We start from the raw sequence: 25786 nt of genomic DNA, 5'->3' as shown, positions 1-25786 counted from the left end.
AATCGAAAACAATGAAAAATATATATTTTAAGGCAGTTGTATTTAGTGCCATTTCAATGTTGGCGTTATCGTCTTGTGTAAAATCCGATGATTATGATGTTCCGGAAATTAAATGTACAAACAGATTTCCTGCAGCTAATCACCCATTAACAGATCTTGCTACTATCGCAAAGCCAAAACCAGGTGAAGCGGATATTATTAAAGAAGATTATATCGTTGAAGCTTATGTTGGCTCAAGTGATGAATCAGGGAATATTTACAAAATGTTGTTTCTTCAGGATAAACCTGAAAATCCAACTCAGGGTATTGAAGTTGATATAGACGGAGGGAATCAGTATCTGGCTTTTCCGACAGGATCTTTGGTTAGAATTAATCTTAAGGGACTTATCGTTCAGGCTTCCAATGGTAACATTAAAATAGGATCTTATGATCCAAACTATTCTGTAGGAAGAATCAATCCAAACAGAATTGCAGATTATATGGCAAGAGTTTGTGATGGCCAGAAACCTGTCGTTGCTGTTATGAAGCCATTGGAATTTAATTCAATAGCTGAAGCACTTAAAAATGGAGCTCACATCAACCAACTTGTAAAAATTAAAAATGTTCAGTTTGAAGATGCAGAATTGACCAAAAATTTCGCGGATGATGCTGCAACAGGAGATCGTTATATCACAGATAAAAAAGCAGCAAGATTAGACCTTCGTTTCAGTAATTTTGCAACGTTTGCTAAATCTCCGATTTCTCCTAAGTACGCAAAAAGCGGTGATATTGTACTTCTTTTAAGCCGTTATACAAGTCCAAGTAATCCTTCGGCTACTATCTTTACCGAGCAGGCATATATCAGAAACCTGGATGATCTTGTCTTTAATGGCGAAAGATTTTCTCCAGGAGTTCCAGAGAATCCATCACCTTCTGCTATCAATCTTTTTGCAGGTTCTGATTTTGAAAACTGGACTACTTTCTTATCAAGTGTGAACGGTTTTGGCCTGAAGCCATATGCAACTCAAGGTGTTGGTTTAGGATTTAATGGAACAAACTCACTTCAGATCAAGGGTATTCCAACAGCTAATGATTACGTATTTACATCTATAGCAGCTTCAGGGTTACCGGCCACTCCAAAAAGAATTACTTTTTATATCAAAGGTACTTCAACCGGAAAGTCACTTTCTTTCAACGTATATAAAACAATGGGCAGCACCTCTGCTTTCTACACATTCAACCTGGGAACATTCAGTACAGGAGCTGTTTTAGATGCGGATTCTGCTAATGCAAACTCATATACAGGAACAATTAACACCAATGGTCAGTGGAGATTGGTTGAACTTAATCTTACAGGTCTGGGAGAGCTTAATCTAACAGCTGGAAAAGATATGTTTGCTATCAAAACTGGTTCTAACGGAAATTATGATATTCAGATCGACAATATCAAAATTGAGTAATACGCTAATGTAATACTTCTGTTACAACTTTAAGATATAGAAGCCTGCTCATATGAGCAGGCTTCTTTTATTCTGTAAAGATAATATTTAAGATTTTCAAAAATCACCTTATTCACATCTGAGATGCATTTTTACCTCATAGTCAATGTCGCCTTTATCATATTTGAATGGTATTTGGGGTAGTGACCAACCTAGATCATAATAATCGTAATTTTTATGGATATGATCGTTTTCCAAAGAATCCGTTATATCAAATTTGTCCAGTATTAAAAACCCATTTCTCAAATCTGTAGAATCATATACCACAAGATATTTTCTTCCTTCAGTAAATTCTCCATCCTGATGACCTTCTTTTACGGTACCATCTTGAAATTTGAATTGATAATCATTACCTTTTCTATATCTTCTGTCCCCATAATAGGCAGAAGTTACTTCTCCTACCGTATATTTGGCATTTTTAAGGATTACTGCCGTTGCCGGCTTTATGGATAAAAATGTAAAAAAATAGATTCCCCAAGCCAGGGAACAGATGATTATTACCGATATGACAATTTTTCCCTCCATGAAATATTATTTAATTACCACTACTGATATATTCAGCTATATTGAATTTAAGAGAGTTTTTAGCATAGATAGGGCATTATAACTCTTTTATAAATTTACAAATAGTTCAGTGGATGGTAAAAAAATAATTCAGGAAAAATTACACAAAAAAACCACCGCGTCAGCAGTGGTCTATATTTTTTAAATTAATCTGTTATTAGAAAGAAACTTCATTCACTTCTTTTCCCCGCTGGAAGTTCATTACTTTCTGGCTACCTTTATAAGCAACACTAACAATGTTGATCTGCTTAGGAAAAGCACTTAAAAGGATCGTGTTTTTAATCTTCATGGTACTGATGTCCGACACACCGCCGGTTTCAAAATATACCCATACTGTTTCTCCGCTTATCTGACTTCCGGTGAAGGTTATAGTTTTCGGAGAGCCATTGACATACACATCAAAATTATTGTTCACATATTTTTTAACCTCTGCCTCAAACCCTGCTGTATTAGGATTGATTTTAATAGCATCAGAAATATGGTTGGTATTCATTTTTGTGGTAAACTTCAATGTTTTGCTTCCATCTATATAATCCACTTTTGTCATTGAAGAGAAAAAGTCTACATACATAAAACTCATTAACACAAAAAATGTTAAAATTCCTGATATATATAAAAGTTTTTTCATCTTAATTAATAGATTTACAATCATACTTGCTAGTTATAGGTCACAAATAATATGCCAATTAAAAATTTACATTTACAGAATACTTATCATAAAATGCTTTGATGTGGGCTACCGCTTCATCAGCAGTGTCTACCACTCTGTACAAATCCAGATCATCCTCAGCAATCATACCTTCTTTCAGCAGGGTTGCTTTAAACCAATCCAATAGTCCTCCCCAAAATTCACTGCCGACAAGTACAATCGGAAACTTGCCGATTTTATTCGTCTGTATCAGGGTCATTGCTTCTGTAAGTTCGTCCAAGGTACCAAAACCTCCCGGCATTACCACAAAACCTTGAGAATATTTTACAAACATTACTTTTCTGACAAAAAAGTAATCGAAGTTCATAGAATAAGATTTATTAATATAAGGATTAAAATGCTGTTCAAACGGTAAGTCAATATTAAGTCCAATTGATCTTCCTTTTCCATTGAAAGCGCCTTTATTTCCTGCCTCCATAATCCCGGGGCCACCTCCGGTAATAATTCCGAAACCAAGCCTGGTGATCTTTTCTGCGATTTCTACGGCCATTTCGTAATACTTGCTTTCCGGTTTTAGCCTTGCAGAACCAAATATTGAAACGCAGGGGCCTATCTTAGCCAGTTTTTCATAACCATCTACAAATTCAGCCATTACTTTGAAAACCATCCAGCTGTCCTTGGTAATGGTTTCGTCCCATGTTTTCTGTCTGAGGCTATTGTGAAGTTTTGTTTCGTTTATATCTAATGCCGGATTTACTAAGCTTTCATCTCTGTTTCCATCCATTTCCATTGCAAAAATTATTTAAAATGTTTTTCGGCTTCTATTACAGACTCTGGTCTTCCTACATCTATCAGAATGCTGTCATGCAGAAATCCGTGGATATGCTCTGTCTGCATCAGGTCAAGATATTCCTCCATAATAGAAAATTTGCCGGTTCTTTTTATTTTTTCAAAGATAGCAGGGTTGATACAGTGAACGCCACTGAAAGCAAGAGCCTTAAATCCTTTATTGAATTCCGCAAGCCTCTGCTCTCCCGACTGTACATTGAGCCATCCTCTTAAAACCATATCATTGTTGAAAAGTAATTTTCTTGAACTATCTCTGTCGGAAACCGCTAAAGTAGCAAAATCTTTTATCTTTTTATGATACTCGACAAGAGCGTCAATATTGATATCCGTTAAAATATCAGCGTTCATGATCAGAAAATCTTCCCCGTGATCGAGGAATCTTCTAGCAAAAATCAAGCCGCCTCCGGTTTCCAGCAATTCATCGGCTTCATCCGAGATTTCAATGTTGCATCCGAAATTACTGTTTTTATTTAAAAATTCAACAATCTGATTTCCAAAATGATGGATATTGATCACAAAATCTTTTATTCCGAAGCTTTTAAGATAATTAATATTTCTCTCCAAAAGGGGAATGCCGTTGACTTTGGCCAGCGCTTTTGGGTGATGGTCTGTAAAAGGTTTTAGCCTTGTACCTTTTCCGGCTGCGAAGATTAAAGCTTTCATTTCTATTTATAATTGATCATTATGGATTCAAGTGGTGCTGTTCGTCGTGGTGAAGGCTTATTTCTGTCCCTTCAGGGTATTTTTCTCTAATGAATTCAGCGATTTTGATGGCAGAATACACGGATCTGTGCTGGCCTCCTGTACATCCGAAATTAATTTGCAGGTCTTCAAATCCTCTTTCCAGATAATTATCAATATTAATGGATACAATAGATTTCACAAGCTCCAGAAACCTGGGCATTTCCGTCTTTGTTTCAAGATATTCCTGAACCCCGATATCATTTCCTGTCTGAATTTTGTATTCTTCAATTCTTCCCGGATTCAAAATTCCTCTGCAGTCAAAGGTAAAGCCTCCGCCGTTCCCTGAATGGTCTTTAGGAATTCCTCCTTTTTTGTATGAAAAACTGTGTATGTCGATGTGTAACATTTTATTTATTTTTTATATAAACCCTTAGAGTTTATGTGTTGTATCTTTATCAAAGCCTTGGATTTTGCTGAGGCTGACATTTTTAATATTATGCAGTTACTTAAGAATTTTAACGGTTCAAAATTGCATTAATTTTTAATTTTGATTCCTCTGAAGAAAGCTGTTCTATCACTTTTTTCAGTTCGGGATAGTCTTTCATCTGTTCCCAAGATGCGGCAAAATCGGCAATATTTTGAATTCCTTTTTCAAGGCTGGCTAAAAAATGAGACTTCCTTTGAATCAGTCCTCTGAAACCATAGGCTCCAAGTACCTGAAGGAAGCGCATCATCTGAATTGGTTTTACCGATTTTTTTAGTTTAATTTTAGTTTCCTGATTGTCAAAGTGATTCGTGTAATAGTCTAGCATCTCACTTTTAAAATTTTCCGGAAAATCCGCTTTAGCCTGAAACAGGAAGGAGATGACATCATACATCAATGGGCCTTCCATAGCAGATTGGTAATCGATAAACGAAACTTTACTTTCTTCGTTGACCATAATATTTCTTGCCTGAAAATCACGAATCATGATTCCTTTCGGTTCAAGATTTTCTATACGTATAGCGATCTCCTTAAATTCTTTTAGCAGTACAGATTTACGGTATTCCAATTCGAGGACATCTGCTACGAAGTTTTTAAAATAGTAGAGGTCATGGATTACGGGCAGCTCATCATACTTTTCATATTCAAAAGTTTTTGAATAATCAATTTTTCCCTGAGTTTTGGTCTGAAGCTGAAAAAGTTTTTCCAGAGTTTGTTTTACCAGTGATCTTACATGAGGAGAAAGACCTTCTTTGGTAATGATTTCGGAAAGTGTCTGTCCTCCCAGAAATTCCTGTACATATATTTTTCTGTCCTCTGAAACTGCAAAAATTGCAGGTGTATTGAGATCCAGTTCAGAGAATATTTCAGAGTAATAAATAAAACTTTCGTTTTCCGGAATGTTTTCGTTGCTGGTAACAATGTATTTTACGGTGCCGGAGGCTGCCACGAAATTCACCCTTGCAGAGCCGCTTTGAGCCAGTGTAACGAACTCAGAAGATGGCTCACCCAGATAATTTTCAAAAAATCGTTTTGCGTTTTCGGAAGTCATAATATGGAAACAAATATACTAATTTAATGGGAGTTTGGTGTTTGCGGAGTTTGAGAGTTTTAAGGCTTGAGAGTTGTGGGGTTTAAGATTCGGGTTTGAGAGTTTTAAAAATAGAGTTTTGAATAGTAATCCAGATCTCGCATCTCGATAACATGCATGATATCTAGTGTCTGAAATCTCTAACCTCAAATTTCTTACCTTAAGTTTCACTCTAATTTTTATCTTTGTATTATGCTAAAGGATTTTAAACCAGTCTTAAACATTTTACTGAGGTTCATCGTCATTTATCTGGTGTTGCTTTTTGCCTATCAGTTTTATCTGAATTCAGGTAAAGAAGATGGGTTGGATCCTTTTTCCAGAATGATCGCTGACCAGGTTGTGTCGATTCAAAAGGCTTCAGGATTTCCTACATTACTTTATGATGATGTGAAAAATGAACAAATGTGGTTTTATGTCAGGGGAAATTATGTATCAAGAATGGTGGAGGGGTGTAATGCAATTTCTGTTATGATCCTTTTTATAGCCTTCGTTTTTGCATTTTATAAGGGCTCAAAAACCTTTGTTTTTGCTCTTGCCGGGCTTGTTCTCCTTTACATTATGAATCTGCTCCGGATCATTGGACTGAATGTCGTCATGGTGGATTATAAGGAATATGGAAAAATTTTTCATGATTTTATTTTTCCTGCAGTTATTTATGGAACGGTGGTGGTTCTTTGGCTGGTATGGATTAAATTCTTTGCTTTAAAAAATGAGAATTCTTAACTGGCTTTTGGTAATAGCAGGAATCTGCGGTCTTATGGGGGTGCGTATCCTTGAAGACAGAATATTTTATGATCCTTTTCTGGAGTACTTTCATGAGGCCAATAAAAACATTGCTTTTCCTGGTTTTGAATGGGGAAAATTAATTGTAGGGCATCTTTTTAGATTTATACTCAATCTTATTTTTTCCTGCCTGATTATCCAATGTCTTTTTAAAAATAGGCAGTGGACGGTACAGGGAGCATTACTGATCACGATTATTTTTGTGATTACTTTCCCGATCTATCTTTACTGTATCTATGACCGGTTCGACATTGGTTATCTTTTTTCCTTTTATATGAGAAGGTTTGTAATCCAGCCTCTGGCTTTGTTACTGATTGTTCCGATGTTTTATTATAGAAAGCAGCTGGACCAATCAGTCTAACTGTCTGTAAGTTCATCTACTGTGTGTTTTTCTACACTCGTTACATTTTCAGGAGTCCATTGCACCCGTTTCACAAAATCTTTTTCACGGACTGGACAGTCTTTGATTTGGCAGACCGGACATGAAACTGTTTTGCAGTCGTCCATATGGAAGTTAAATTCCACACTTCTTTTCGTGTTTTTTGCCAGAACGATAATCATTTTTTCCATTTCATTGTGAGCTTCCCTAAGACTGTAGTACCAGGGCAGCGTGATATGGGCGTCAATATGGAGGTTCGCACCGAATTGCTGGATCTTCATATTATGAACGTCTATCCATTCTATTCTTCTGTTTTCTTCGAGTACTTTGATGATCTGATTCAGTAGATCAGGGTCTTGCTCATCCATAATGCCGCTTAAAGATTTCCTGACGATCTTATACCCGACATAGATGATGTAAAAACCAAAAATAAGAGCTACAACAGAATCTAGCCAGTAAATTTTTGTAAAGTAAACGACAACTAAACTCATCACCACACCTAATGTTGTCACCGTATCAGACTGAAGATGTTTTCCGGATGAAACAAGAACCAGTGAGTTTTCAGCCTGACCTTTTTTAATCGAAATATATCCAAGAAGATAATTAATGATAGCTGTTGCAGCGATGATCCATATTCCGAGATCAAGTTTAGCCAGTGTTTTTCCGACAACGAGGCTGTTGATGCCTTCATAGATGATCATGATCCCTGCAATAGCAATTAAAGCACCCTCAATGCCGGATGTTACAAATTCCACTTTTCCGTGGCCGTAAGGATGGTCTTCGTCCTTCGGTTTTGCTGCAAGATGGAGGGAGTAAAGTCCCATAAATGCGCTGATCACATTAACAACACTTTCCATGGCATCTGAAAACACAGCGTCAGAATTTGTGAGTTTCCATGCGATAATCTTTCCGATAAATAAGATGACTCCGAAAACGGCAATAAGCTTTTGGAACCCTATTTTGTCTTTGGTGCTGATTGTCTTTTTATTTTCCATTGTTTGATAAAAAAAAGAATCTCAATTTTGAGACTCTTTTTTATTTTGTTAGTTTAAACTAAGTTGTTGGCTGCTAAGTATTCTGCAATCTGTACAGCGTTTGTTGCTGCTCCTTTTCGCAGATTGTCTGCTACGATCCAGAGATTCAGCGTTTTGGGCTGTGAAAGATCCCGTCTTATCCTGCCGACGAATACATCGTCTTTACCTTCTGAATACAGGGGCATTGGATATTCGTTGTTTTTCACATTGTCCATTACTACTACACCCGGTGTTTCAGATAAGATTTTTCTTACTTCATCAAGGTCAAATTCATTTTCGAATTCAATATTCACACTTTCTGAGTGTCCTCCCTGAACGGGAACCCTTACTGCTGTTGCGGTAAGATTGAATGTATCGTCACCTAAAATTTTCTTAGGCTCTTTCATTAATTTGATCTCTTCTTTAGTGTAATCATCATCGCTGAATACATCACAGTGAGGAAGAGCATTTTTGAAGATCTGGTAAGGATATACTTTGGCAACACTGTCGTCTCCGCTTATTTCAGCATTCAACTGATCTACGGCAGCTTTTCCAGTTCCTGTTACAGACTGGTAGGTAGAAACAACCACTCTTTTCAGATCATATTTTTTATTTAATGGCCCCAATACCATGACCAACTGAATGGTAGAGCAGTTCGGATTGGCAATGATCTTGTCTTCTTTAGTAAGAACATGTGCATTGATTTCCGGAACAACCAATTTTTTTGTAGGGTCCATTCTCCATGCAGAAGAATTATCAATGACGGTGGTACCGGCTTCTGCAAACAGAGGGGCAAACTCAAGAGAAGTATCTCCTCCGGCAGAGAAAATGGCAATATCCGGTTTGGCAGCTATAGCGTCCTTCATGCTTACAATCGTAAATTCCTCCTGTTTATACTTCACCTTCTTACCTACAGATCTTTCGGATGCTACCGGAATTAATTCTGTTACAGGGAAGTTTCTCTCCTCCAAAACTTTCAGCATAACTTGTCCAACCATTCCTGTTGAACCGACTACAGCTACTTTCATTGATTTAATTAAAAAATTTAAGGTTAAACTATTATCAATTGACCAGCTCATTGCCAATCAATTATTATTTTATGTTTTAGGCCCCAAAGACTCTCATCCAAGGGAATGCAAATGCAAATAAACCTACAGCGATAAGACCCATAATTACGATTCCTAAAGAGATCGTATCGTTGGATTTTACTTTTTTATTGATGATAGTCATCAATACAGCTGCGATCAGCATAGCAAATGGGTGTTCTACAAATGTTTGTCTGCTGTATGCATCTTTCATTAATGTTCCGGCTGCTATTGCTGCTTTAAAACCGGGAGAGGTGAACAGTAAGCATATTCCTAAAAGGAACTGTACATGAAAGAAAATCATCGTGAAGAGGGTGATCTTCTTTAAAAATTTGTTCACTTTGCCACTGAAACCAAACATCGTGGTTAAAAGAGCAATAATAAATAATGAGGTCAAAAGAAGTTCGAGATATCCGAATCCTTTGTGTGCATTAAGCAAAATCTTGTAAAAATCCATATTCAATTTTTTCTATTTTTCTAGTCACAAATATAGCAAAAATCCCGGCGAAAAGCCGGGATTGATATTTATAAAATCTAATATTATGATCTTATTAGAAGTTGAATGATAAACTTGTAGACCATGTTCTTCCAAATCCGAAGTAAACTCTGTTTCCATCAGCAATACCCTTATAAACTCTTCCTGCTTGCTCATAAGTTATACCGTAATCAGCAGCACCTGGCTTAGCAGTTGGATTAATTGGATCTGTTGTTTTGATGTTAGTTGAACCATCCTGAATATAAGTAGTATCAAACAGGTTGTAAACGTTTACACCAAGTGTGAAGTACTGACTCTCGTTCTTCAATTTAATTTTGTAAGATGCACCTACATTGAATAAATTAAAATCAGGTAATTGCAACGCTTCTTTTCCAGGAGTAACGAAGTCTGCCATATTCATTGCAGAATAAATTCTTCCTGTGTACTGCCAGTTACCGTAAATTCTAAGATCCTGAACCGGGCTCACTGTAAATCCTAATGAAGCTGTTGTTTGTGGAATACTGTTGTTGCTGCCTCCAACTTTTACTTTATCTAAATAAAGTGTAGAAGTATTTGATCCGTTAGTTTCGATAGGAGTGTTGTCATCCTGGAAGTTAGATCCTGATGCGTTCCCTTTATATTGGTAATCACCCCAAGAGAACATTCCCTGAAATTCTAAGAACCTATTTACCTTGTAAGTTGCCTCAAGTTCAGCACCCTGGTGAAGTTGTGTAATTCCGCTGATTTCAGAATAACCTCTGATACCGTTTCCGAAGTCTACACCTCCTCTTCTGTACCATCTGTCTTTCCACTCAGTTCTGTATAAGTTAACTTTTGCGTTGAAGTTACCTGTTTTGAATCCGTAACCTAATTCAACAGAGAATATTTTTTCATTGGTTAAGGTCGGATTGATCACCTGTTGGTTACTTGGAAATACCGCACTCATCATTGGCTGCTTACTGTAGTAACCGATATTGGCAAATACGTTATTGTGGTTGTCAATATTATAGTTGGCTCCCCCTTTAATGTTGTAACCAAACATATTTTTAAATCCTGTTTTTCTCTCAACAGGCTGACCTTGCTGAAGTGTTCCAGGCTTTACGAAATCATCAATTCTCTGGTATCCCTGATTAGATACTGACCCCTGTACGTAAGCTGTTAATTTTTCAGTAGTATATTCTACCTGTCCAAAACCACTGTACCAAAGTACTTCACCGTCATTACTGAATGCAGCTCTGTCTTCCATCGGTGCATTTTTTCCACCGAAAGGATTCCAGTTTAGCTTTTGATAGTCGTAAGTATTACGTATAATATTACCTGTTGGTAAATTTTTGTTAAAATTATCTGTATACCCTTTAGCTCCATAAAGATCTGAAGCAACCTGATAATGGTATCCGTAATAGTATCTGTCATCAGTACCAATAGAGAAGTTCCAGTTATCATTGATTTTGTGCTGGAAGTTCATTAAAATTCCATACCAGTTGTGAGAATTCACACTTGAACTACGGATCAATGTATTACCGGCAACTCCTGCAGTTGGAGTTACAGCTGCATTGGCTGCAAAAATGGCATCGTAATTATAATGACCCTCTCCGTCAATGAAACTTGCGTCGTTAATCGTTTTAGTTCCAAGTTTACCAAGGTTTCTTGCTCCACCACCACGTCCGTTAGACATGTATGCTACCGTACTTAGAGTAGATTTTTCGCTCATCGTCCAATCCCAGTTCAACATTACAACCGGTTTAGAGTAGTAGTTCATAGCGTTAGCCAGATTCTGTCTTACTCCATCCTGTGTAGTATAATATCCATAATCAGAGTTGTATTGTCTGTATGGTGAACCGTCATGGTCTGGGTTGTATTTAATATAGTTGCTGATCGTTGGTGCATATGATCTCTGATCATGCCACTGTGGAGAAGACGTCATCATAAACTGTAAATTGTGCTTTGCACTTGGCTGATAACCTAATGCGAAGAAATAAGTATATGATTCGTAATCTGTATTTTGTACGTAAGTAGCTCCTGACTGTCTGCTTGCCAAGAATGATGCAGACCATCCGTTTTCTGATTTACCGGTGTTATAAGCGAAAGATGTTTTTAGGAAATCATTATTTCCAATACCTAATCTGATGGCTCCACCTTGCTTCATGTCTGCAGAACGGGTAATGAAGTTCATGGTACCTCCTACAGAAGCAATAGCTAATTTAGAAGATCCAAGTCCTCTCTGTACCTGCATAGTGCTGGTAACATCCGACAGACCTGTCCAGTTTGACATATAAACTGCACCACCTTCCATGTCATTAACCGGCATACCGTTTACCATTACTGCAATGTTTCTTGATTCGAAACCACGCATGGTAATTTGAGAGTCTCCAAAACCTCCTCCTCCTTTTGTAGCGTATACAGAAGGTGTTGTGTTTAAAAGTTCAACAAGCTCTTGATTTCCTTGTCTTTCAAGAATTTGTGCCGCTTTAATGGTAGAAACTGCTACTGGTGTTTTTCTATCTTTAGCGATATCAGTAACACCTCTTAAAATTACCTCATCAATGTCTTTGGACTTTGATACAGTATCCTGAACTTGTTGAGCGTAATAAACACTAGCTGTAGATAGGGTAATAGCTACAGTCAGTATCGATTTGTTGATTAATTTCATAATCGTTAGTAATAGTTAGATTTAATTTTCTGCAAAATTGGCGAAATAAATTTTAACTAATATTAACTGTATGTTAATTTTTAATCAATCTTAATAAGTGTTAAAGTGTTGATATTCAATAAAATGTATAAAAATTGAATTTTTACATGAAAAAAATCATATTATTGAGTTTTTAATAAAGGGGTGTTGTTTTTATTAAAAATACAACGCTATTTCACGGCTTTGAGACTCAAATCAATATTTTCAGCCGAGTGGGTAAGGGCTCCTGCAGAGATAAAGGTAACGCCTGTTGATGCGATTTCTTTTAACATTTCACGGGTAATTCCGCCTGAAGCTTCAGACTCACATGAACCATTGATCATTTCTACAGCCTCTTTCATCATGGTAACATTCATATTATCAAGCATGATTCTGTCTACTTTTGCTTTAATGGCTTCCTTTACTTCGTCAAGATTTCTTGTTTCAACCTCGATTTTTAATTTTTTCTTGGTGTTTTTTACGTATTCCTTTGCCATTTTTACAGCATTTGTAATACTGCCGTTATAATCGATATGGTTGTCTTTAAGCATGATCATGTCATAAAGGCCATATCTGTGATTGGTTCCACCGCCTATGGCAACGGCCCATTTTTCACATACGCGGAAGTTGGGTGTTGTTTTTCTGGTGTCTAAAAGCTTTGTTTTGGTTCCAACCAATCTGGAATCCCATTCGTGAGTAAGGGTAGCTATTCCACTCATTCTCTGCATGCAGTTCAGGATAAGTCTTTCTGTAGAAAGAATTGATCTGGCACTTCCGGTTACAATTAAAGCAATATCTCCTACTTTGGCTGCGTCACCGTCTTTCATGAATGTTTCAATTTTTAAATCCTTGTCAAAAGTTTTAAAAATAATTTCTGCCAGCTCTACTCCTGCTAAGATACAGTCCTGCTTTACAAGAAGTTTGGCGCTCTGCTCCAAATCTTTTGGAATGGTAGAAAGGGTAGAGTGATCGCCATCCTGAATGTCTTCTTCCAGGGCGTTGTTGATGAATTGTTTTAAAACTTTATCTGTAACGTATGCTGGTCTTTTCATATTTTTAATTTTAATAATAGTATGATTTTTTTGTTCCGAATAACAAATCATGGATCACAAAAAGCAAAATTACTTCATTTTCGTCAGCTTTTATTTTTTCAAACTCAATTTTATTTTTTATGCGGGTATTGTTTTGGTTTGAAGCATAAAATTCTATTAAATATTTACCTTGAGGTTTATATGCATTGGGGTTTTCTGAATAAAAAAAATATTTCCAATTGAAATTTTCCCAATGATATTCCTGGCCGTGAAAAAGAATTTTGTCTTTATCGAATTGTAGAATCGGATGTTGATGATTATTTATATAATAAAATGTTAATGGAAATTGATTATCATTAATCATTTCATCCAGGTCAAATTGATCTTTTCCGAAATAATAAGGCTTTCCCAATTCCAGAATATTACACAATAAATTTGTAGGAAGCGGATACTTTGCTTTCGAAATTATGATTCTCTTTAAGTAATTGAAAAGGTTTCTTCCGAAAAATACAGCAACAATTCCTAATATCCATAAAGTAAAATCATTTGGGTCATTAAATCTGATAACAAAAATAAGAAAGCCGAAAATTCCTAAAATCATTATTATAATTAATGCTCTGAGAACATATAAAAGTTTAATAATTGTAAGAATCTTCAGGCTGAATATTTCCATTGATTTGCTTTAATTTCTTTTAAGCTAAATCTTTATTGTAAAATGCTCCTTTATTTTCTGTCATTTCCATAGACTGGGTAATGATGAGGTGGGCAACGGTTGTAAGGTTTCTTAATTCTGACAACTGTGGGGAGAGGATTGAGTAATGATAGATTTCGTCAACTGCTGCTGCGATCTCCTGGTGTTTCTGTAAAGCCATACTCAAACGTCTGTTGCTTCTTACGATACCTACCAGATCACTCATCATTTCCTGAAGCTGCTTTCTGAGGTAGCTGACGATAACCATTTCATCCATGATTTTCATTCCTTCCTCATTCCACTCCGGAACGGCTTTCAGATCATCAAAATTAAAATTGTTCTCTTTAAGTAGGGCAATCGTTTTTATAGCAGCGTTATGTCCAAAAACCAAACCTTCCAGTAAGGAATTGGAAGCAAGTCTGTTGGCTCCATGAAGTCCGGAATTGGTACATTCTCCTACTGCAAAGAGATTTCTGATAGAAGACTGCCCGTCCCGGTCTACTTCAATACCGCCCATAAGATAATGGCAAGCCGGTACTACAGGTATTAATTGAGTAAAAGGATCGATTCCTTCTTCTCTGCACTTTTTGTAAATATTAGGAAAATGTTCCAGGAATTTTTCATGATTCATTTCGCGGCAGTCAAGTCCGGCATATTCATCACCTGAAATTTTCATTTCATTGTCGATCGCTCGGGCTACAATATCTCTTGAGGCTAATTCTTCACGCTCATCATATTTGTGCATGAATTTTTCACCTTTCTTAGTTCTTAGTTTAGCACCGTCTCCTCTTACTGCTTCAGAAATAAGGAAAAGCATTCCATTGATTTTGCTGTAAAGCGCCGTCGGATGAAACTGGTAGTACTGCATATTCGAAACTTTACCCTTTGCTCTGGCAACAAACGCGATTCCATCTCCTGTAGCAATAGTGGGGTTGGTGGTGTTCTTATATACATGTCCTGCACCTCCAGTAGCTGCCAATGTTATTTTTGAAGTGATCTTTTTGATTATTTTTGATTTTTCATCAAGAATATAGGCTCCATAGCAGTTGATTTCACCTTCGTTGACTTCTTTCCCCGGAACGTGGTGTTGGGTGATAATATCAATGACGTAATGGTGATCAAGAATCTCAATATTCGGGCTGTTTTTAGCTGTTTCCAGTAAAGCTCTTTCGATCTCGAATCCGGTAATGTCTTTATGATGGACGATACGGTTTTCGGTGTGGCCGCCTTCTCTTCCTAAAGCAAATTCACCATTTTTCATATCGAAATTGGCACCCCATTCTACGATTTCGTTAAATCTTGCAGGAGCTTCCCTAACCACCATTTCTACCACATCACGTTTGTTTTCACCATCTCCGGCACGCATGGTATCTTCGATATGTTTTTCAAAATTGTCATTTTTGAAGTCGGTGACTACTGCCAGTCCTCCCTGTGCATATTTTGTATTGCTTTCGTCTTCATCAGATTTTGTTACAATGATGATTTTGGCATCAGGGAACTGTTCAGAAACTTTAATGGCATAGGAAAGTCCCGAGATGCCGGAACCGATTACTAATACATCCGCTTTTATCATATGCTTGCTTTAGGTACGATCATTTAAATATTAAATAAATTTAAACAATTTTTCGTTTGGTTTTCTTACTTTTTTCATGTGCTGGAAATGGTCTTCCTCTGAGCGGTAACCTAAAGCGAGGGTGACGGTTACTTTTTCTGTTTCGGGATTGATATTAAGAATTTCTTCTATCAGGTCCTGCCGGAAGCCTTCCATAGGACATGAATCTATATTTTCAATGGCAGCGGCGTACATCAGATTAGCCAATACAATATAAGACTGTTTTTCTGCCCAGTTGAAAATCTCATCCTTTGTTTTTTGAGTAATATGCTGATTGATACTTTTTCTGAAGAGATCAAGTTTTTCAACAGGAGTTTCTCTTACCTCTGAGATATGATTAAAATACCCGTGAATGTAGCTTTCGTCGATGGTTTTCTTGGAAACGATCACCACAAGATGCGAGCATGTAGAGATTTGAGAGGGATTATAGAATGCCGGAATTAATTTCTGTTTCATAGCCTCGCTTTCAACGACCAATACTTTGTACGGTTGAAGTCCAAGTGAACTGGCAGACAGCTTTCCTGACTCAAGAATATTGTACAGGGTGTCTTGAGGAATGATTTCGTGATTAAATTTTTTCACAGAATATCTTCTGCTTAAAGCTTCCAAATAATTCATAACACAAATTTAAGAATTGAATACGAATAAAGGGTGTTTAAAATGAAATATCTCTTGTTGGAAAAAACAAAAAAGGATCACTTCAAATTTGAAGTGATCCCGGGGTATTTAAAAAAATAATCAATTTAATTTTATTCTCTGTTTTTCACCATGATCCAGCCTGAGAATTTGATTGGAGTATTCTTGCTGTTGTTTTCATTCCATGTGATAGAATACCAGTAGTTTCCGGTCGGGACTTTCTTGCTTCCGTTGGTCGTTCCGTCCCAGGTATATCTGTTGGATTTATCAGCCTGGAAAAGTTTATATCCGTAACGGTCGAAAATTCCAATCTGTAGATTTTTCTTATTGGAAAGTGCAGAATAATCAATTGCATCATTGACTCCGTCTCCGTTTGGAGTGATTACATTAATCAGATTAGGAACAGTAATATCGATCTCGATAGGTTCACAATCGTAGCTGTCCTTTACATAGATTTTGGTTTCTCCTCTGGCAACATTGTTGAATACATTTGAATCCTGCCAGTTGATATTATCCATTGAATATTGATATGCTGGAGTTCCTCCGTTTGTGAAAACCGTTACAGTATTTCCTGAAATATCAATATTGGTTACCACCGGCTGCTCCGAAGCATATACTTTTACTGCCTGTATAGCGGTACAGTCTCCGGACTTTAGCTTTACCCAATAGGTTCCTACTCCCACATTGGTTATCGCCTGCGTAGTTGCACCTGTACTCCACAGATATGAGGTAAATCCAGGTCCTGCATCCAGTGTGGTTTTGTCTTCAATACAGATGATTTTGTCTTTTAGGACAGTTGACAGAACCGGAGCTATAACAGTAAGTGTCACTTTTGCAATAGAATAGCATCCCTGTGCATTGAATACCTTTACATAGATGACTCCGGATGGAGCAGTATAATTTAAAAAGTTTAAAATTTCATTCGTTCCATTTTCTGCATCAGAAAGGGAAGGATAATATTTCTTGGTTAATGTACCAACTGTTACAGGGGCATTATTCAGATTGAATGTTCCCAGTGACGGATTGGTCTCCAGGAAACATGATCTTAAGTTAGCGTCGGTAACTACTACAACAGGATTGAGATTCAGGGTTAGTTTTGCTGTGCTTACACATCCCTGAGGCGTGGTAACTTTTGCAAATAATACCGCTGCTCCTGATGCATAAGCCGTAGGATTTGGAATCTCGTTGATTCCAGCATTCAGGTCATGCATGGTGTTGTAGAATTGCATTGTAGAGCCTAATACAGTTGTCAAGGCTGCTGTGGTAAGATCAAATGTGGCAGTGCCTGCATTATTGTTGTTGCAGCCGGACAGTGAAGCGTCCGTTGCAGCAAAAGGTGTTGGATTGAGCTGTATAACTCCGTCTCCATTGTCACAGAGCGTTGAACTTGGATCTTTAATGACGACTTTAATGGTTGTATTCCCTGAATAAGGGAAGCTGGCGGGGTTTGCAATAGGAACTGAGCTTCCTAAAACATAATAGGTAAATTGATAGTTACCAGGATTATTGACAAACTGTGCATTGAAAGAAGTCAAGTCCACGGTTCCTGTACCGGTTGTAGGATTTGTACATACAAACGGAGTAACCGTAGCATTTAGGATAGGAACTTTATCTACAAACACTTTTACATTTTTGATGGAGTGTCTTGCACTTGCGCCTCCGGTAGCTGCTGAAAAGCCAAAATATCCCTGTGTCATTCCTATGGCAGCTCCTGAAGGAGCAAATGACTGATCGACAATAAGTACACCGTCAAGTTTAATTTTGATAATCCAGTTGGTAGGATTCGTAAGGTCTGTTTCTCCGTTTACTTCTACATGTTTGTACACGGGTCCTACAAAAGGTTGACTGGTGATAAGATCAGGAGAGTGGAATGTGCTGCCTGGGGTATTGTTGTATTCAATATTGTTTCCTGCTGTATCATTGGTTCCGTAAAGGAGATGTATTTTGCTCATCTGTCCTTCTGTGGTATTGTTGAAAATGTCAAATCCTACCATCAGTCCGGATGCGTTTCCGGGAATTCCAAGTCCACCTCCGGACACAAAGCCAGTTGGGGGATTAACGAGGTACCAGAAGGTAAATCCATCTCCTCTTCCGAACTGTGCGGTTCCGTTTCCATCAATCCTGAAATCAAATTCTACCTTCCATTTGTCACAATAACTTAATGTGATTGGGGTAGCCAGTTTTATAGCTCCGTATAAGCTGGTATTGTCTGTGGTAAGGCGGACAAAGTCTGTGTCTACGGCCGCATTTGAAACGAGGTCCCATCCGGTTGTGTTAACTGGGTTTCCTGCGAGTTGGTAGGTTTGGCCAAGCAGTTGTCCGGAAAAGCTAATAAGAATAGTTAAATAGTAAATGAGTAGTTTTCTTTTCATGAGCGAGTTGGTTTAAGGTTATTGATATAAATATATTTATTTTGTTTGAGAGGGTATAATGAATAATTGTCAATTGTTGGGGTTAAATTGTCAATTTTAAGTTAATTTAAAGTTATTGCTAAAACATGTTAAACAAATATTGAGTTTTTCTTGTATTGGATAAAAAAATAAACCAATATTCAGTATGTAGTTAATGTTATAAAAAAATCACTCCAGGAAAAAGAGTGATTTTTTTATAAAGGGCTATTCCCTGTTTTTCACCAATACCCAGCCCGAGTATTTGGTTGCTGTGTTATTTTTGTCATTTTCGTTCCAGGAGATGGAGTACCAGTAAGTTCCTGTAAGAATTTTTTTGCCGAAGGCGGTTCCATCCCAAGTGTAATTTCTTATTTTATCTGCTTCGTAAAGTTTGTTGCCATATCTGTCATACACTATAAAAACCAAGTTTTTCTTGTAAGCCAGAGCTGAGTAATCAATCACATCATTGATATTATCGCCGTTGGGTGTGATGGCATTGATCAGGTTTGGAACCGTGATCTGGACTTCGATAGGAGCACAGTTGTAAAAGTCCTTAACGAATACTTTTGCTTCGCCTCTGTGAAGTCCTGTAAAAGTGTTGGAGTCCTGCCAGTCGATTCCGTTCAGTGAATATTGATAAGGTGGTGTTCCTCCTGAGACATTTACGGCTACTGTTGTATTATTGATGTCGATACTTGTGATCACAGGATTGGCGGAGGCAATAACTTTTACGGGTTGTGTTGTAAAACAGTCTCCTGTTTGTAGTTTTACCCAGTAAAGGCCGACACCAACATTTTGAATGGAAGATGTTGTAGCGCCAGTGCTCCATTCGTAGCTGGCAAAGCCGGGACCTGCATCCAGATTGGTTTTTCCGTCGATACAGATGATTTTATCTTTTAAAACAGGTGATGTTACAGGGGGTAACACAATAAGATTAACTTTTGCCAGGGCGAAACAGCCATTGGAGTCTGTTACTTTTACATATACGGCTGTGCTTACTGACATATATTGAGACGGGTTCATGATCTCATTGGTTCCGCTTAAAGCATCAGCTGTACTTGTGTAATATTTTTTTGTGAATCCGCCTGTCAGTGTTGTTACGCTGGCAGAAGTAAGATCGAATATGGCACTTGTGATATTGTTCTGAATGAAGCATGAGCGCAGTGTAGCTTCTTTTGTTGGTGTTTCTGTGTAAAATGTCAGAGTGATCTTGGCTGTGCCTGTGCAGCCAAGTGGGGTAGTTACTTTTACGTATACTGTTCCTGCTGCAGAAGTGTAGGTAGCTGGATTTAGAATTTCATTGGTTCCGGTATTCAGGTCATTCAGGGTTCTGTAATATTTCTTAACGGCACTGAGCCCGCCTGCTACGTCTGCCTGATTAAGATTGAATAAGCCTTTTCCTTCTTTATTGTTGTTGCATGCAGTTAAGGTCTTGTCAGTAAGGGTTAAAGGGGCTAGCGTTAACTGTATTTTTCCGTCAGGATTATCACACAATATGCCTGCTGTGTCTTTGACGATTATGGTAACCGTGGTATTGGCATTAAATTGGAAATTCGTCGGATTTGTTATAGGAGTTGAGCCCTGAAGGTAGGTAAAGGTGTAGTTGGAAGGGTTGCTTACAAACTGAGAATTGAAGGTTGTTAAATTTACCGATCCGGATCCTGTAGCTGGATTTGGGCAAAAAGACTGGGTAACCGTATTTTGTAAGATGGGAACTTTATCTGTATAAATTTTAACATTTTTAATAGAGTGTCTCGATCTTGCTCCTCCGGTAGAAGCTGAAAATCCGAAATATCCTACAGTCATCGCAGCAGCTGTACCCGCTGGAGCGAAAGATTGATTGCAAATGACCGTTCCGTCAATCGTTATTTTTACAATCCAGTTGGTGGGAATAGCTGGATCTACCTGAGCGGTAACTTCTACGTGTTTAAAGGTGGTTCCCTGGAAAGGCTGGGTGGTGTTCAAATCCGGAGAGTGGAAAGAGCTTCCGACGGTGTTGAAAAATTCCACGTTGTTGTTGTCGGTTGTATTCGCTACCTGTCCGTAAGCAACGTGTACCTTACTCATTGTGGCAGTGGTTGTGTTGTTGTAGGTGTCAAATCCTACAATAAATCCTACGGCGTTCTGAGAAACTCCAAGACCAGACCCCAGTACACTTGCAATGGGAGGATTAGCCAGATACCAGAATGCAATTCCGTCTCCATTGGACGTTTGGTTGGAATCCATTCTGAAATCGAATTCTACTCTCCACTTGTCGCAATATTTTAAGTTGATCGGATCATTCAGTCTGATCGACCCTGATTGGTTATTGGTGTCGGGAGTAAGCTGAACAAAATCACCGTTTACCTGTGTAGGTGAGACGGTTGTCCATCCTGTCGTATTTACTGGGTTTCCGGCTAGTTGATAAGTTTGAGAAAACAGCCCTCCTGACAAAAATATAAGAAGAAGCGAAATATAAGACAGTAAAAATTTATTCATTTAATTGGGATTACTTTTAATTAGATGGTGTAAATATATTAAATCCCAATTAAATAATATGTGTTTAATGTTAATTTTACTGAATATGATGGTAATTTTTCAATGATGATAAGGAAAATGCAAGAATATCGTATGTAGTAAGTATTAAGTTTAGATTGATTAAAAAAGAGAGTTATTCTCAAGTCCTTCAAAATAAGTGTCGATTTCCTGGTCAGGAGAATTTGCAGCAGCGACGGCAAGCTTATCACACAGCTCATTTTCAAAATGCCCGGCATGACCTTTTACCCAGTGTAATTTTGGCGTGTGTTTATTGTACATTTCAATGAACCTTTTCCAAAGATCAGGGTTTTTTACATTTTTCCATCCTCTTTTGATCCATCCTGCAATCCATTTTTGATTGACAGCATCAGCTACATACTTACTGTCTGTATAAATGTGAATATCATTCTCCGAAGATTTTAGTTTCTCCATAGCGGAAATGACAGCCAGAAGTTCCATTCTGTTGTTGGTGGTTTTCCTGAAACCTTTGGAAAATGTTTTCTGATAGTTCTTTTCAGGAACGCGCATGAGAATGCCGTAGCCTCCTTTTCCCGGATTTCCGCTGCATGCACCGTCGGTATATATTTCTATTCTCAAAAGTTCAGGTATATATGAAATTAGTATGTCTCCTAAGAAAGCTTAAGGCATACTAAGCTGTTATTTAATTTAAAATGCAGACGTTTCTAGAACGGGAAGTCATCATCATCATCAAAATCATTCATGGAAGATCCCGAAAGTTTAGAACTGTCCGGCAGGTCAAACGCAGCACCCGGTTGGATGGTCGTCTTGATCTTGTCAAAACCGCTTGGTTCATTAGATCCGAAATTAGATGGATAGCCACCCATTCCCCCGTCAAGTGCGGCCTCAATATCACCAAATTTAGCAAAATGTTTTAAGAATGATAATCTTACATCGGCTGTAGCACCATTTCTGTGTTTTGCAATAATCAGCTCTGCCTGGTTTTCCGTTGGGGTTTCCTGTCCTTCTTCATCATTATCCCATACTGCAATTTTGTAATATTCGGGTCTGAAAATAAAGGATACGATATCGGCATCCTGCTCGATCGCTCCCGATTCCCTAAGGTCAGAAAGCTGAGGTCTTTTTCCTGGACGGGCTTCCACACTTCGCGATAGCTGTGACAGGGCAATAACCGGTACATTAAGTTCTTTGGCAATCGCTTTTAGTGAACGTGAGATCATAGAAATTTCCTGCTCACGGTTTCCAACTCCTTTTCCGCCGCCACCTGCGGTCATCAGCTGAAGATAATCGACCATGATCAGTCTTACTCCATGCTGCATTACCAGTCGTCGGCATTTTGCACGGAAGTCGAATATGGAAAGGGAAGGAGTTTCGTCAATAAAGAGTGGTGCGTTTTCAAGTTCCGATACGTTGGAGAAAAGTCTCTGCCATTCTTCATCGTCCAAAGTTCCTTTTCTAAGTTTTTCAGAAGAAATTTTCGTTTCGGAAGCAATCATTCTGGTGATAAGCTGCACAGATGCCATCTCGAGCGAGAAAAGTACCATTGGTATCTTGTGGCCTACGGCAATGTTTCGTGCCATAGACAGAAGAAATGCTGTTTTTCCCATCGCCGGACGGGCTGCGATAATGATGAGGTCGGAATTCTGCCATCCCCCGGTTTCTTTATCAATATCCCGGAATCCTGAAGGAACTCCTGAAAGTCCTTCTTTATCCTTTAGTGATTTAATGGTTTCAATAGCCTGTTTTACCAATGAGTTGGCCGTGTCAAAACCTTTTTTAATCGTTCCGTTGGTAATCTCAAAGAATGACTGTTCGGCCTTGTCTAAAAGTTCGAATACGTCAGTAGACTCTTTATAAGAAGAATCAATGACATTGGCTGATACATTGATCAGACTTCTTAAAATATATTTTTCAAGAATGACGCGTACGTGATATTCTATATGGGCAGATGAACTTACGCCCATCGTAAGGTCAATAATATAATGGTCGCCGCCAGCCTGGCTTAGCTTGTCTTCTTTTTTTAATTCCTGAATGATCGTCATCAGATCCACGGGGTGGTTTCCTTCATACAATTTTAAAATTGTAGCAAAAATAACCTGATGTCTCGGGTCATAAAATACTTCCGGAGTAAGGAGGTCAATCGAGTGATCAAGTCCCTTCTTGTCTATCAAAAAAGTTCCGATAACCAGTCTTTCAAAATCTACAGCATTGGGAGGCATTTTTCCATCCGCAATAGACAGCTCTCTTGCAAAGTTTCCGTGTGTAAGGGATGATAATGTTTCTTTCTGCGCCATGATGCAAAGATAGTTTATTTAAAAAAAATAATTAAAAAATAGTAACTAACAAGTTATCAGCAATTCGCCATAAGGTATAATGGACAGGAAGTATTAAAATGTTAGTAAAAAATGGGGTTCAAAAATAGAAAATTTTTAATAAGTAAGGTGAAAATACAGATTGTTTTTTTTGATAATTTAAAGGATTGGAGAAGGATTGCTGAATTAATTAGAAGGCACAAAAAAAGACTATCATTTACGATAGTCTTTTTTAGGTATAATAAAATTGAACTTATTCTTTGTTTTTCAACAATATCCATCCTGAATATTTGGTTTCAGTACTGTTCTTGTCGTTTTCGTTCCATGAGATCGTATACCAGTAAGTCCCTGTAGGAATCTTCTTGCCTGAAGCGGTTCCGTCCCATTTGTAATCCCTCATTTTATTTGCTTCATAAAGTTTGTTTCCATATCTGTCATATACTATAAAGACAAGATTCTTCTTATAAGCCAGTGCAGAGTAGTCGATCTCATCATTCACTTTATCTCCGTTCGGAGTAATTGCGTTGATCAGGTTCGGTACTGTTACTGTGATCTGAATAGGTGTACAGTTATACGAATCCTTTAAGAAAATCTTATTCTCTCCTCTTGGAAGTCCACTGAATGTATTGGTTGCCTGCCAGGTGATGCCGTCTGTTGAATACATATAAGGCGGGATTCCTCCTGAAGCATTTACTGTAATACTGTTGTTGCTGATTTCAACACTTGAGATCACCGGTTGCTTGGAAGCATAAACCGTTACAGTCTGAAGAGTGAAACACTTTCCTGTCTTCAGTTTTACCCAATAAACACCTATGCCTGCATTGTTGATCGATTGTGTTGTTTCTCCGGTGCTCCATTCGTATCCGTCAAATCCAGGTCCTGCATCCAATGTTGTTTTAGCTTCAGTACAGATTGTTTTATCCTTTAATACTAAAGATTTTACCGGAGGAAGTACCCTTAATGTGATCTTGGCGATATCATAACATTGGTTAGCATTGGTTACTCTCACGAATACCTCTGTGCTTATTGTAAGATAGGTAGAAGGATTTGCAATTGGGTTGGTTTCGTCCTTGGCATCCTGTAATGTCTTATAGAACTTTTTGGTTTGCCCAACAACAGCTCCTACTTCAGCTTGGGTAAGATCAAACTTAGACTGGGTAATATCATTTTCGATGTAGCATTCTTCAATAACCGCATCTCTAAGTGTTACGACAGGGTGGAATGTTAATGTAATATTGGCTATAGCCGTACATCCGAATTCGGAAATTACTTTTGCATAGACTGTTTTCTGAGCCGAAATATAGCTGGTAGGATTGGTGATCTCATTGGTATCAGCATTTAGGTCGGCAAGTGTAGGGTAGTATTTTTTTGTACCACCGGTAAATACATTTGCGGTTGTAAGGTCAAACTTTCCTGTTCCCTCGCTGTTGTTGTTACAGGCAAGAATAGTAGCATTGTTTGCTGTAATACTGCCATCTTTAAATTTAAACTTACCACTGATGAAGCATTTGTTGATAACGCTGTCCGGGTTGTTTGGATCGAAATATCTGATTCTATAGTAATAGGTCGTAGTTGCATTTACTGTAGCAATAGTGATAGGATCATCTCCTGTAACCACATCGTTCGTATTGTCATGGTAGGTAACAAGGAAGTTAGGGTTATTTCCATTAATAATAGCGGCAGTAAGAGAATCAAAATTGAATTGTGAAGGTATACCACACACCATGATCGTTGTAGGATCTGTTGGAGTTGCGCCAGGGATGCCCGGTGGAATAAATGGATTTGGTGCCAGAACAGGATCATTAAATGCGGAGCTTAAGGTAGCGGTACCACCCCATATCAATTTAAATCCGTCATCAGAATTTCTGTGGTTGTCTACGACAAGGTAATACGTGTCTCCTGCCGATACCTGCATGTAAGGGCTCCATTCCGACTGGTTTCCTGCGGTTCCGTTATTGTTGGGAGTCGCGGGAGGAGGTATGGTAATGAGTAACCCGGTATTTCCACTGGCAACGCTACCTGTATAATTGCATCTAAGTGGCTTTATAAAAGCATTACCGGACTGTAGCGAAGCACATCCGTTGGAGGTCGGCCCATATACTGCAAAATCGTAGTCGTCGGTATCAACGTTAGCATCGATCACGAAGGTTAATGTTCCGGGTGTTGCTATCGTAAAAGTATACCATACTGAGCGATTTTCATTGATTGCCAAACATCCGTTTGCTGAAAGGTTCTCAGCAATATTTCCGTGATCCGTTGGCGTGTAGCTGATGTCCGAGTTTCCGCAAATCGGAATAGCAGAAACACAGTCTGACTGTGCGTAGAACACCTGTGCTATAAATAGAATTAAAAGAAGTAATGTTTTTTTCATGTTTAAAATGATTTTTGTGAAACAAGATTTGAGTGAATAAAGTTAT

The 25786-nt window shown here is 38.0% G+C and carries 22 protein-coding genes; 3 read left to right on the top strand and 19 right to left on the bottom strand.

Going from position 1 to position 25786, the window contains the following annotated elements:
* Nucleotides 1-11: 11 nt before the first annotated feature.
* Nucleotides 12-1439 carry a DUF5689 domain-containing protein gene (locus IW16_RS01910; protein ID WP_034739137.1) on the top strand — a complete coding sequence of 476 codons (1428 nt, stop codon included), beginning with the start codon at nt 12-14 and terminating at the stop codon, nt 1437-1439.
* Between the two features lie 108 nt (nt 1440-1547).
* On the opposite strand, the gene IW16_RS01905 is transcribed toward IW16_RS01910, so the two are convergent.
* The 6 genes from IW16_RS01905 to IW16_RS01880 all read right to left on the bottom strand — a co-directional run bounded on the left by IW16_RS01905 (nt 1548) and on the right by IW16_RS01880 (nt 5759).
* Nucleotides 1548-2003, bottom strand: coding sequence for a hypothetical protein (locus IW16_RS01905; protein ID WP_034739134.1), 456 nt, complete (start codon nt 2001-2003; stop codon nt 1548-1550).
* A 196-nt stretch (nt 2004-2199) separates the two neighbouring features.
* Complete coding sequence (locus IW16_RS01900; protein WP_228376895.1) at nt 2200-2670, bottom strand: DUF6702 family protein; 471 nt, start codon at nt 2668-2670, stop codon at nt 2200-2202.
* 58 nt (nt 2671-2728) lie between these two features.
* Nucleotides 2729-3481, bottom strand: coding sequence for an LOG family protein (locus IW16_RS01895; protein WP_083536094.1), 753 nt, complete (start codon nt 3479-3481; stop codon nt 2729-2731).
* Nucleotides 3482-3489: 8 nt separating this feature from the next.
* The gene (locus IW16_RS01890) at nt 3490-4203 is read right to left on the bottom strand and encodes a nucleotidyltransferase family protein (RefSeq protein WP_034739130.1); all 714 of its coding nucleotides are present in this window, start codon (nt 4201-4203) and stop codon (nt 3490-3492) included.
* 19 nt (nt 4204-4222) lie between these two features.
* Nucleotides 4223-4630, bottom strand: coding sequence for a RapZ C-terminal domain-containing protein (locus IW16_RS01885; protein ID WP_034739128.1), 408 nt, complete (start codon nt 4628-4630; stop codon nt 4223-4225).
* A gap of 109 nt (nt 4631-4739) precedes the next feature.
* Nucleotides 4740-5759, bottom strand: a complete 1020-nt coding sequence (locus tag IW16_RS01880; protein WP_034739125.1) for an aminoglycoside phosphotransferase family protein — start codon at nt 5757-5759, stop codon at nt 4740-4742.
* Between the two features lie 231 nt (nt 5760-5990).
* Between IW16_RS01880 and xrtF the strand changes: the two genes are divergently transcribed.
* Together xrtF and IW16_RS01870 are read left to right on the top strand one after the other, a co-directional pair.
* On the top strand, nt 5991-6521 hold the full coding sequence (gene xrtF, locus IW16_RS01875) for an exosortase family protein XrtF (protein ID WP_034739122.1): 531 nt from the start codon (nt 5991-5993) through the stop codon (nt 6519-6521).
* A complete protein-coding gene (locus IW16_RS01870; protein WP_034739120.1) occupies nt 6508-6942 on the top strand; it encodes an exosortase F system-associated membrane protein in 435 nt (144 codons plus the stop codon). The genes xrtF and IW16_RS01870 overlap by 14 nt, the downstream gene beginning before the upstream one ends.
* Here IW16_RS01870 and IW16_RS01865 read toward each other — a convergent pair.
* The 13 genes from IW16_RS01865 to IW16_RS01805 all read right to left on the bottom strand — a co-directional run bounded on the left by IW16_RS01865 (nt 6939) and on the right by IW16_RS01805 (nt 25740).
* Nucleotides 6939-7955: a cation diffusion facilitator family transporter gene (locus IW16_RS01865; protein WP_034739118.1), complete on the bottom strand. Its 1017-nt coding sequence runs from the start codon at nt 7953-7955 to the stop codon at nt 6939-6941. The two genes, IW16_RS01870 and IW16_RS01865, sit on opposite strands and share 4 nt — an antisense overlap.
* A gap of 53 nt (nt 7956-8008) precedes the next feature.
* Nucleotides 8009-9001, bottom strand: coding sequence for an aspartate-semialdehyde dehydrogenase (locus tag IW16_RS01860; protein WP_034739116.1), 993 nt, complete (start codon nt 8999-9001; stop codon nt 8009-8011).
* Nucleotides 9002-9077: 76 nt separating this feature from the next.
* Nucleotides 9078-9515 carry a hypothetical protein gene (locus IW16_RS01855; RefSeq protein WP_034739113.1) on the bottom strand — a complete coding sequence of 146 codons (438 nt, stop codon included), beginning with the start codon at nt 9513-9515 and terminating at the stop codon, nt 9078-9080.
* Between the two features lie 94 nt (nt 9516-9609).
* A complete protein-coding gene (locus IW16_RS01850) occupies nt 9610-12183 on the bottom strand; it encodes a TonB-dependent receptor (RefSeq protein ID WP_034739111.1) in 2574 nt (857 codons plus the stop codon).
* A gap of 209 nt (nt 12184-12392) precedes the next feature.
* Nucleotides 12393-13253 carry a carboxylating nicotinate-nucleotide diphosphorylase gene (gene nadC, locus IW16_RS01845; protein ID WP_034740474.1) on the bottom strand — a complete coding sequence of 287 codons (861 nt, stop codon included), beginning with the start codon at nt 13251-13253 and terminating at the stop codon, nt 12393-12395.
* A gap of 10 nt (nt 13254-13263) precedes the next feature.
* Nucleotides 13264-13833, bottom strand: a complete 570-nt coding sequence (locus IW16_RS01840) for a hypothetical protein (RefSeq protein WP_131327824.1) — start codon at nt 13831-13833, stop codon at nt 13264-13266.
* A gap of 91 nt (nt 13834-13924) precedes the next feature.
* Nucleotides 13925-15496, bottom strand: coding sequence for an L-aspartate oxidase (nadB, locus tag IW16_RS01835; RefSeq protein ID WP_034739108.1), 1572 nt, complete (start codon nt 15494-15496; stop codon nt 13925-13927).
* Between the two features lie 30 nt (nt 15497-15526).
* Nucleotides 15527-16153: an NAD(P)H-dependent oxidoreductase gene (locus tag IW16_RS01830; protein ID WP_034739106.1), complete on the bottom strand. Its 627-nt coding sequence runs from the start codon at nt 16151-16153 to the stop codon at nt 15527-15529.
* A 131-nt stretch (nt 16154-16284) separates the two neighbouring features.
* Nucleotides 16285-18543: a T9SS type B sorting domain-containing protein gene (locus IW16_RS25545; RefSeq protein ID WP_051889845.1), complete on the bottom strand. Its 2259-nt coding sequence runs from the start codon at nt 18541-18543 to the stop codon at nt 16285-16287.
* Between the two features lie 243 nt (nt 18544-18786).
* Complete coding sequence (locus tag IW16_RS25540) at nt 18787-21039, bottom strand: T9SS type B sorting domain-containing protein (protein WP_051889843.1); 2253 nt, start codon at nt 21037-21039, stop codon at nt 18787-18789.
* Between the two features lie 159 nt (nt 21040-21198).
* Nucleotides 21199-21675 carry a ribonuclease HI gene (gene rnhA, locus IW16_RS01815; protein ID WP_034739104.1) on the bottom strand — a complete coding sequence of 159 codons (477 nt, stop codon included), beginning with the start codon at nt 21673-21675 and terminating at the stop codon, nt 21199-21201.
* Nucleotides 21676-21761: 86 nt separating this feature from the next.
* Complete coding sequence (gene dnaB / locus IW16_RS01810; protein WP_034739102.1) at nt 21762-23351, bottom strand: replicative DNA helicase; 1590 nt, start codon at nt 23349-23351, stop codon at nt 21762-21764.
* 271 nt (nt 23352-23622) lie between these two features.
* Complete coding sequence (locus IW16_RS01805) at nt 23623-25740, bottom strand: T9SS type B sorting domain-containing protein (protein ID WP_034739098.1); 2118 nt, start codon at nt 25738-25740, stop codon at nt 23623-23625.
* Between the last annotated feature and the right edge of the window lie 46 nt (nt 25741-25786).

The sequence above is a fragment of the Chryseobacterium vrystaatense genome (assembly GCF_000737765.1).
Classification (GTDB): Bacteria; Bacteroidota; Bacteroidia; order Flavobacteriales; family Weeksellaceae; genus Chryseobacterium; species Chryseobacterium vrystaatense.
Note: the sequence above shows the minus strand (reverse complement) of the source record. Positions and strands in the feature narration are given on the sequence as shown.

Bases quoted from the DNA above. Each gene is read 5' to 3' on its own strand.
- IW16_RS01910 (WP_034739137.1), top strand. From the start codon at position 12: ATGAAAAATATATATTTTAAGGCAGTTGTATTTAGTGCCATTTCAATG.
- IW16_RS01905 (WP_034739134.1), bottom strand. From the start codon at position 2,003: ATGGAGGGAAAAATTGTCATATCGGTAATAATCATCTGTTCCCTGGCT.
- IW16_RS01900 (WP_228376895.1), bottom strand. From the start codon at position 2,670: ATGAAAAAACTTTTATATATATCAGGAATTTTAACATTTTTTGTGTTA.
- IW16_RS01895 (WP_083536094.1), bottom strand. From the start codon at position 3,481: ATGGAAATGGATGGAAACAGAGATGAAAGCTTAGTAAATCCGGCATTA.
- IW16_RS01890 (WP_034739130.1), bottom strand. From the start codon at position 4,203: ATGAAAGCTTTAATCTTCGCAGCCGGAAAAGGTACAAGGCTAAAACCT.
- IW16_RS01885 (WP_034739128.1), bottom strand. From the start codon at position 4,630: ATGTTACACATCGACATACACAGTTTTTCATACAAAAAAGGAGGAATT.
- IW16_RS01880 (WP_034739125.1), bottom strand. From the start codon at position 5,759: ATGACTTCCGAAAACGCAAAACGATTTTTTGAAAATTATCTGGGTGAG.
- xrtF (WP_034739122.1), top strand. From the start codon at position 5,991: ATGCTAAAGGATTTTAAACCAGTCTTAAACATTTTACTGAGGTTCATC.
- IW16_RS01870 (WP_034739120.1), top strand. From the start codon at position 6,508: ATGAGAATTCTTAACTGGCTTTTGGTAATAGCAGGAATCTGCGGTCTT.
- IW16_RS01865 (WP_034739118.1), bottom strand. From the start codon at position 7,955: ATGGAAAATAAAAAGACAATCAGCACCAAAGACAAAATAGGGTTCCAA.
- IW16_RS01860 (WP_034739116.1), bottom strand. From the start codon at position 9,001: ATGAAAGTAGCTGTAGTCGGTTCAACAGGAATGGTTGGACAAGTTATG.
- IW16_RS01855 (WP_034739113.1), bottom strand. From the start codon at position 9,515: ATGGATTTTTACAAGATTTTGCTTAATGCACACAAAGGATTCGGATAT.
- IW16_RS01850 (WP_034739111.1), bottom strand. From the start codon at position 12,183: ATGAAATTAATCAACAAATCGATACTGACTGTAGCTATTACCCTATCT.
- nadC (WP_034740474.1), bottom strand. From the start codon at position 13,253: ATGAAAAGACCAGCATACGTTACAGATAAAGTTTTAAAACAATTCATC.
- IW16_RS01840 (WP_131327824.1), bottom strand. From the start codon at position 13,833: ATGATTTTAGGAATTTTCGGCTTTCTTATTTTTGTTATCAGATTTAAT.
- nadB (WP_034739108.1), bottom strand. From the start codon at position 15,496: ATGATAAAAGCGGATGTATTAGTAATCGGTTCCGGCATCTCGGGACTT.
- IW16_RS01830 (WP_034739106.1), bottom strand. From the start codon at position 16,153: ATGAATTATTTGGAAGCTTTAAGCAGAAGATATTCTGTGAAAAAATTT.
- IW16_RS25545 (WP_051889845.1), bottom strand. From the start codon at position 18,543: ATGAAAAGAAAACTACTCATTTACTATTTAACTATTCTTATTAGCTTT.
- IW16_RS25540 (WP_051889843.1), bottom strand. From the start codon at position 21,039: ATGAATAAATTTTTACTGTCTTATATTTCGCTTCTTCTTATATTTTTG.
- dnaB (WP_034739102.1), bottom strand. From the start codon at position 23,351: ATGGCGCAGAAAGAAACATTATCATCCCTTACACACGGAAACTTTGCA.
- IW16_RS01805 (WP_034739098.1), bottom strand. From the start codon at position 25,740: ATGAAAAAAACATTACTTCTTTTAATTCTATTTATAGCACAGGTGTTC.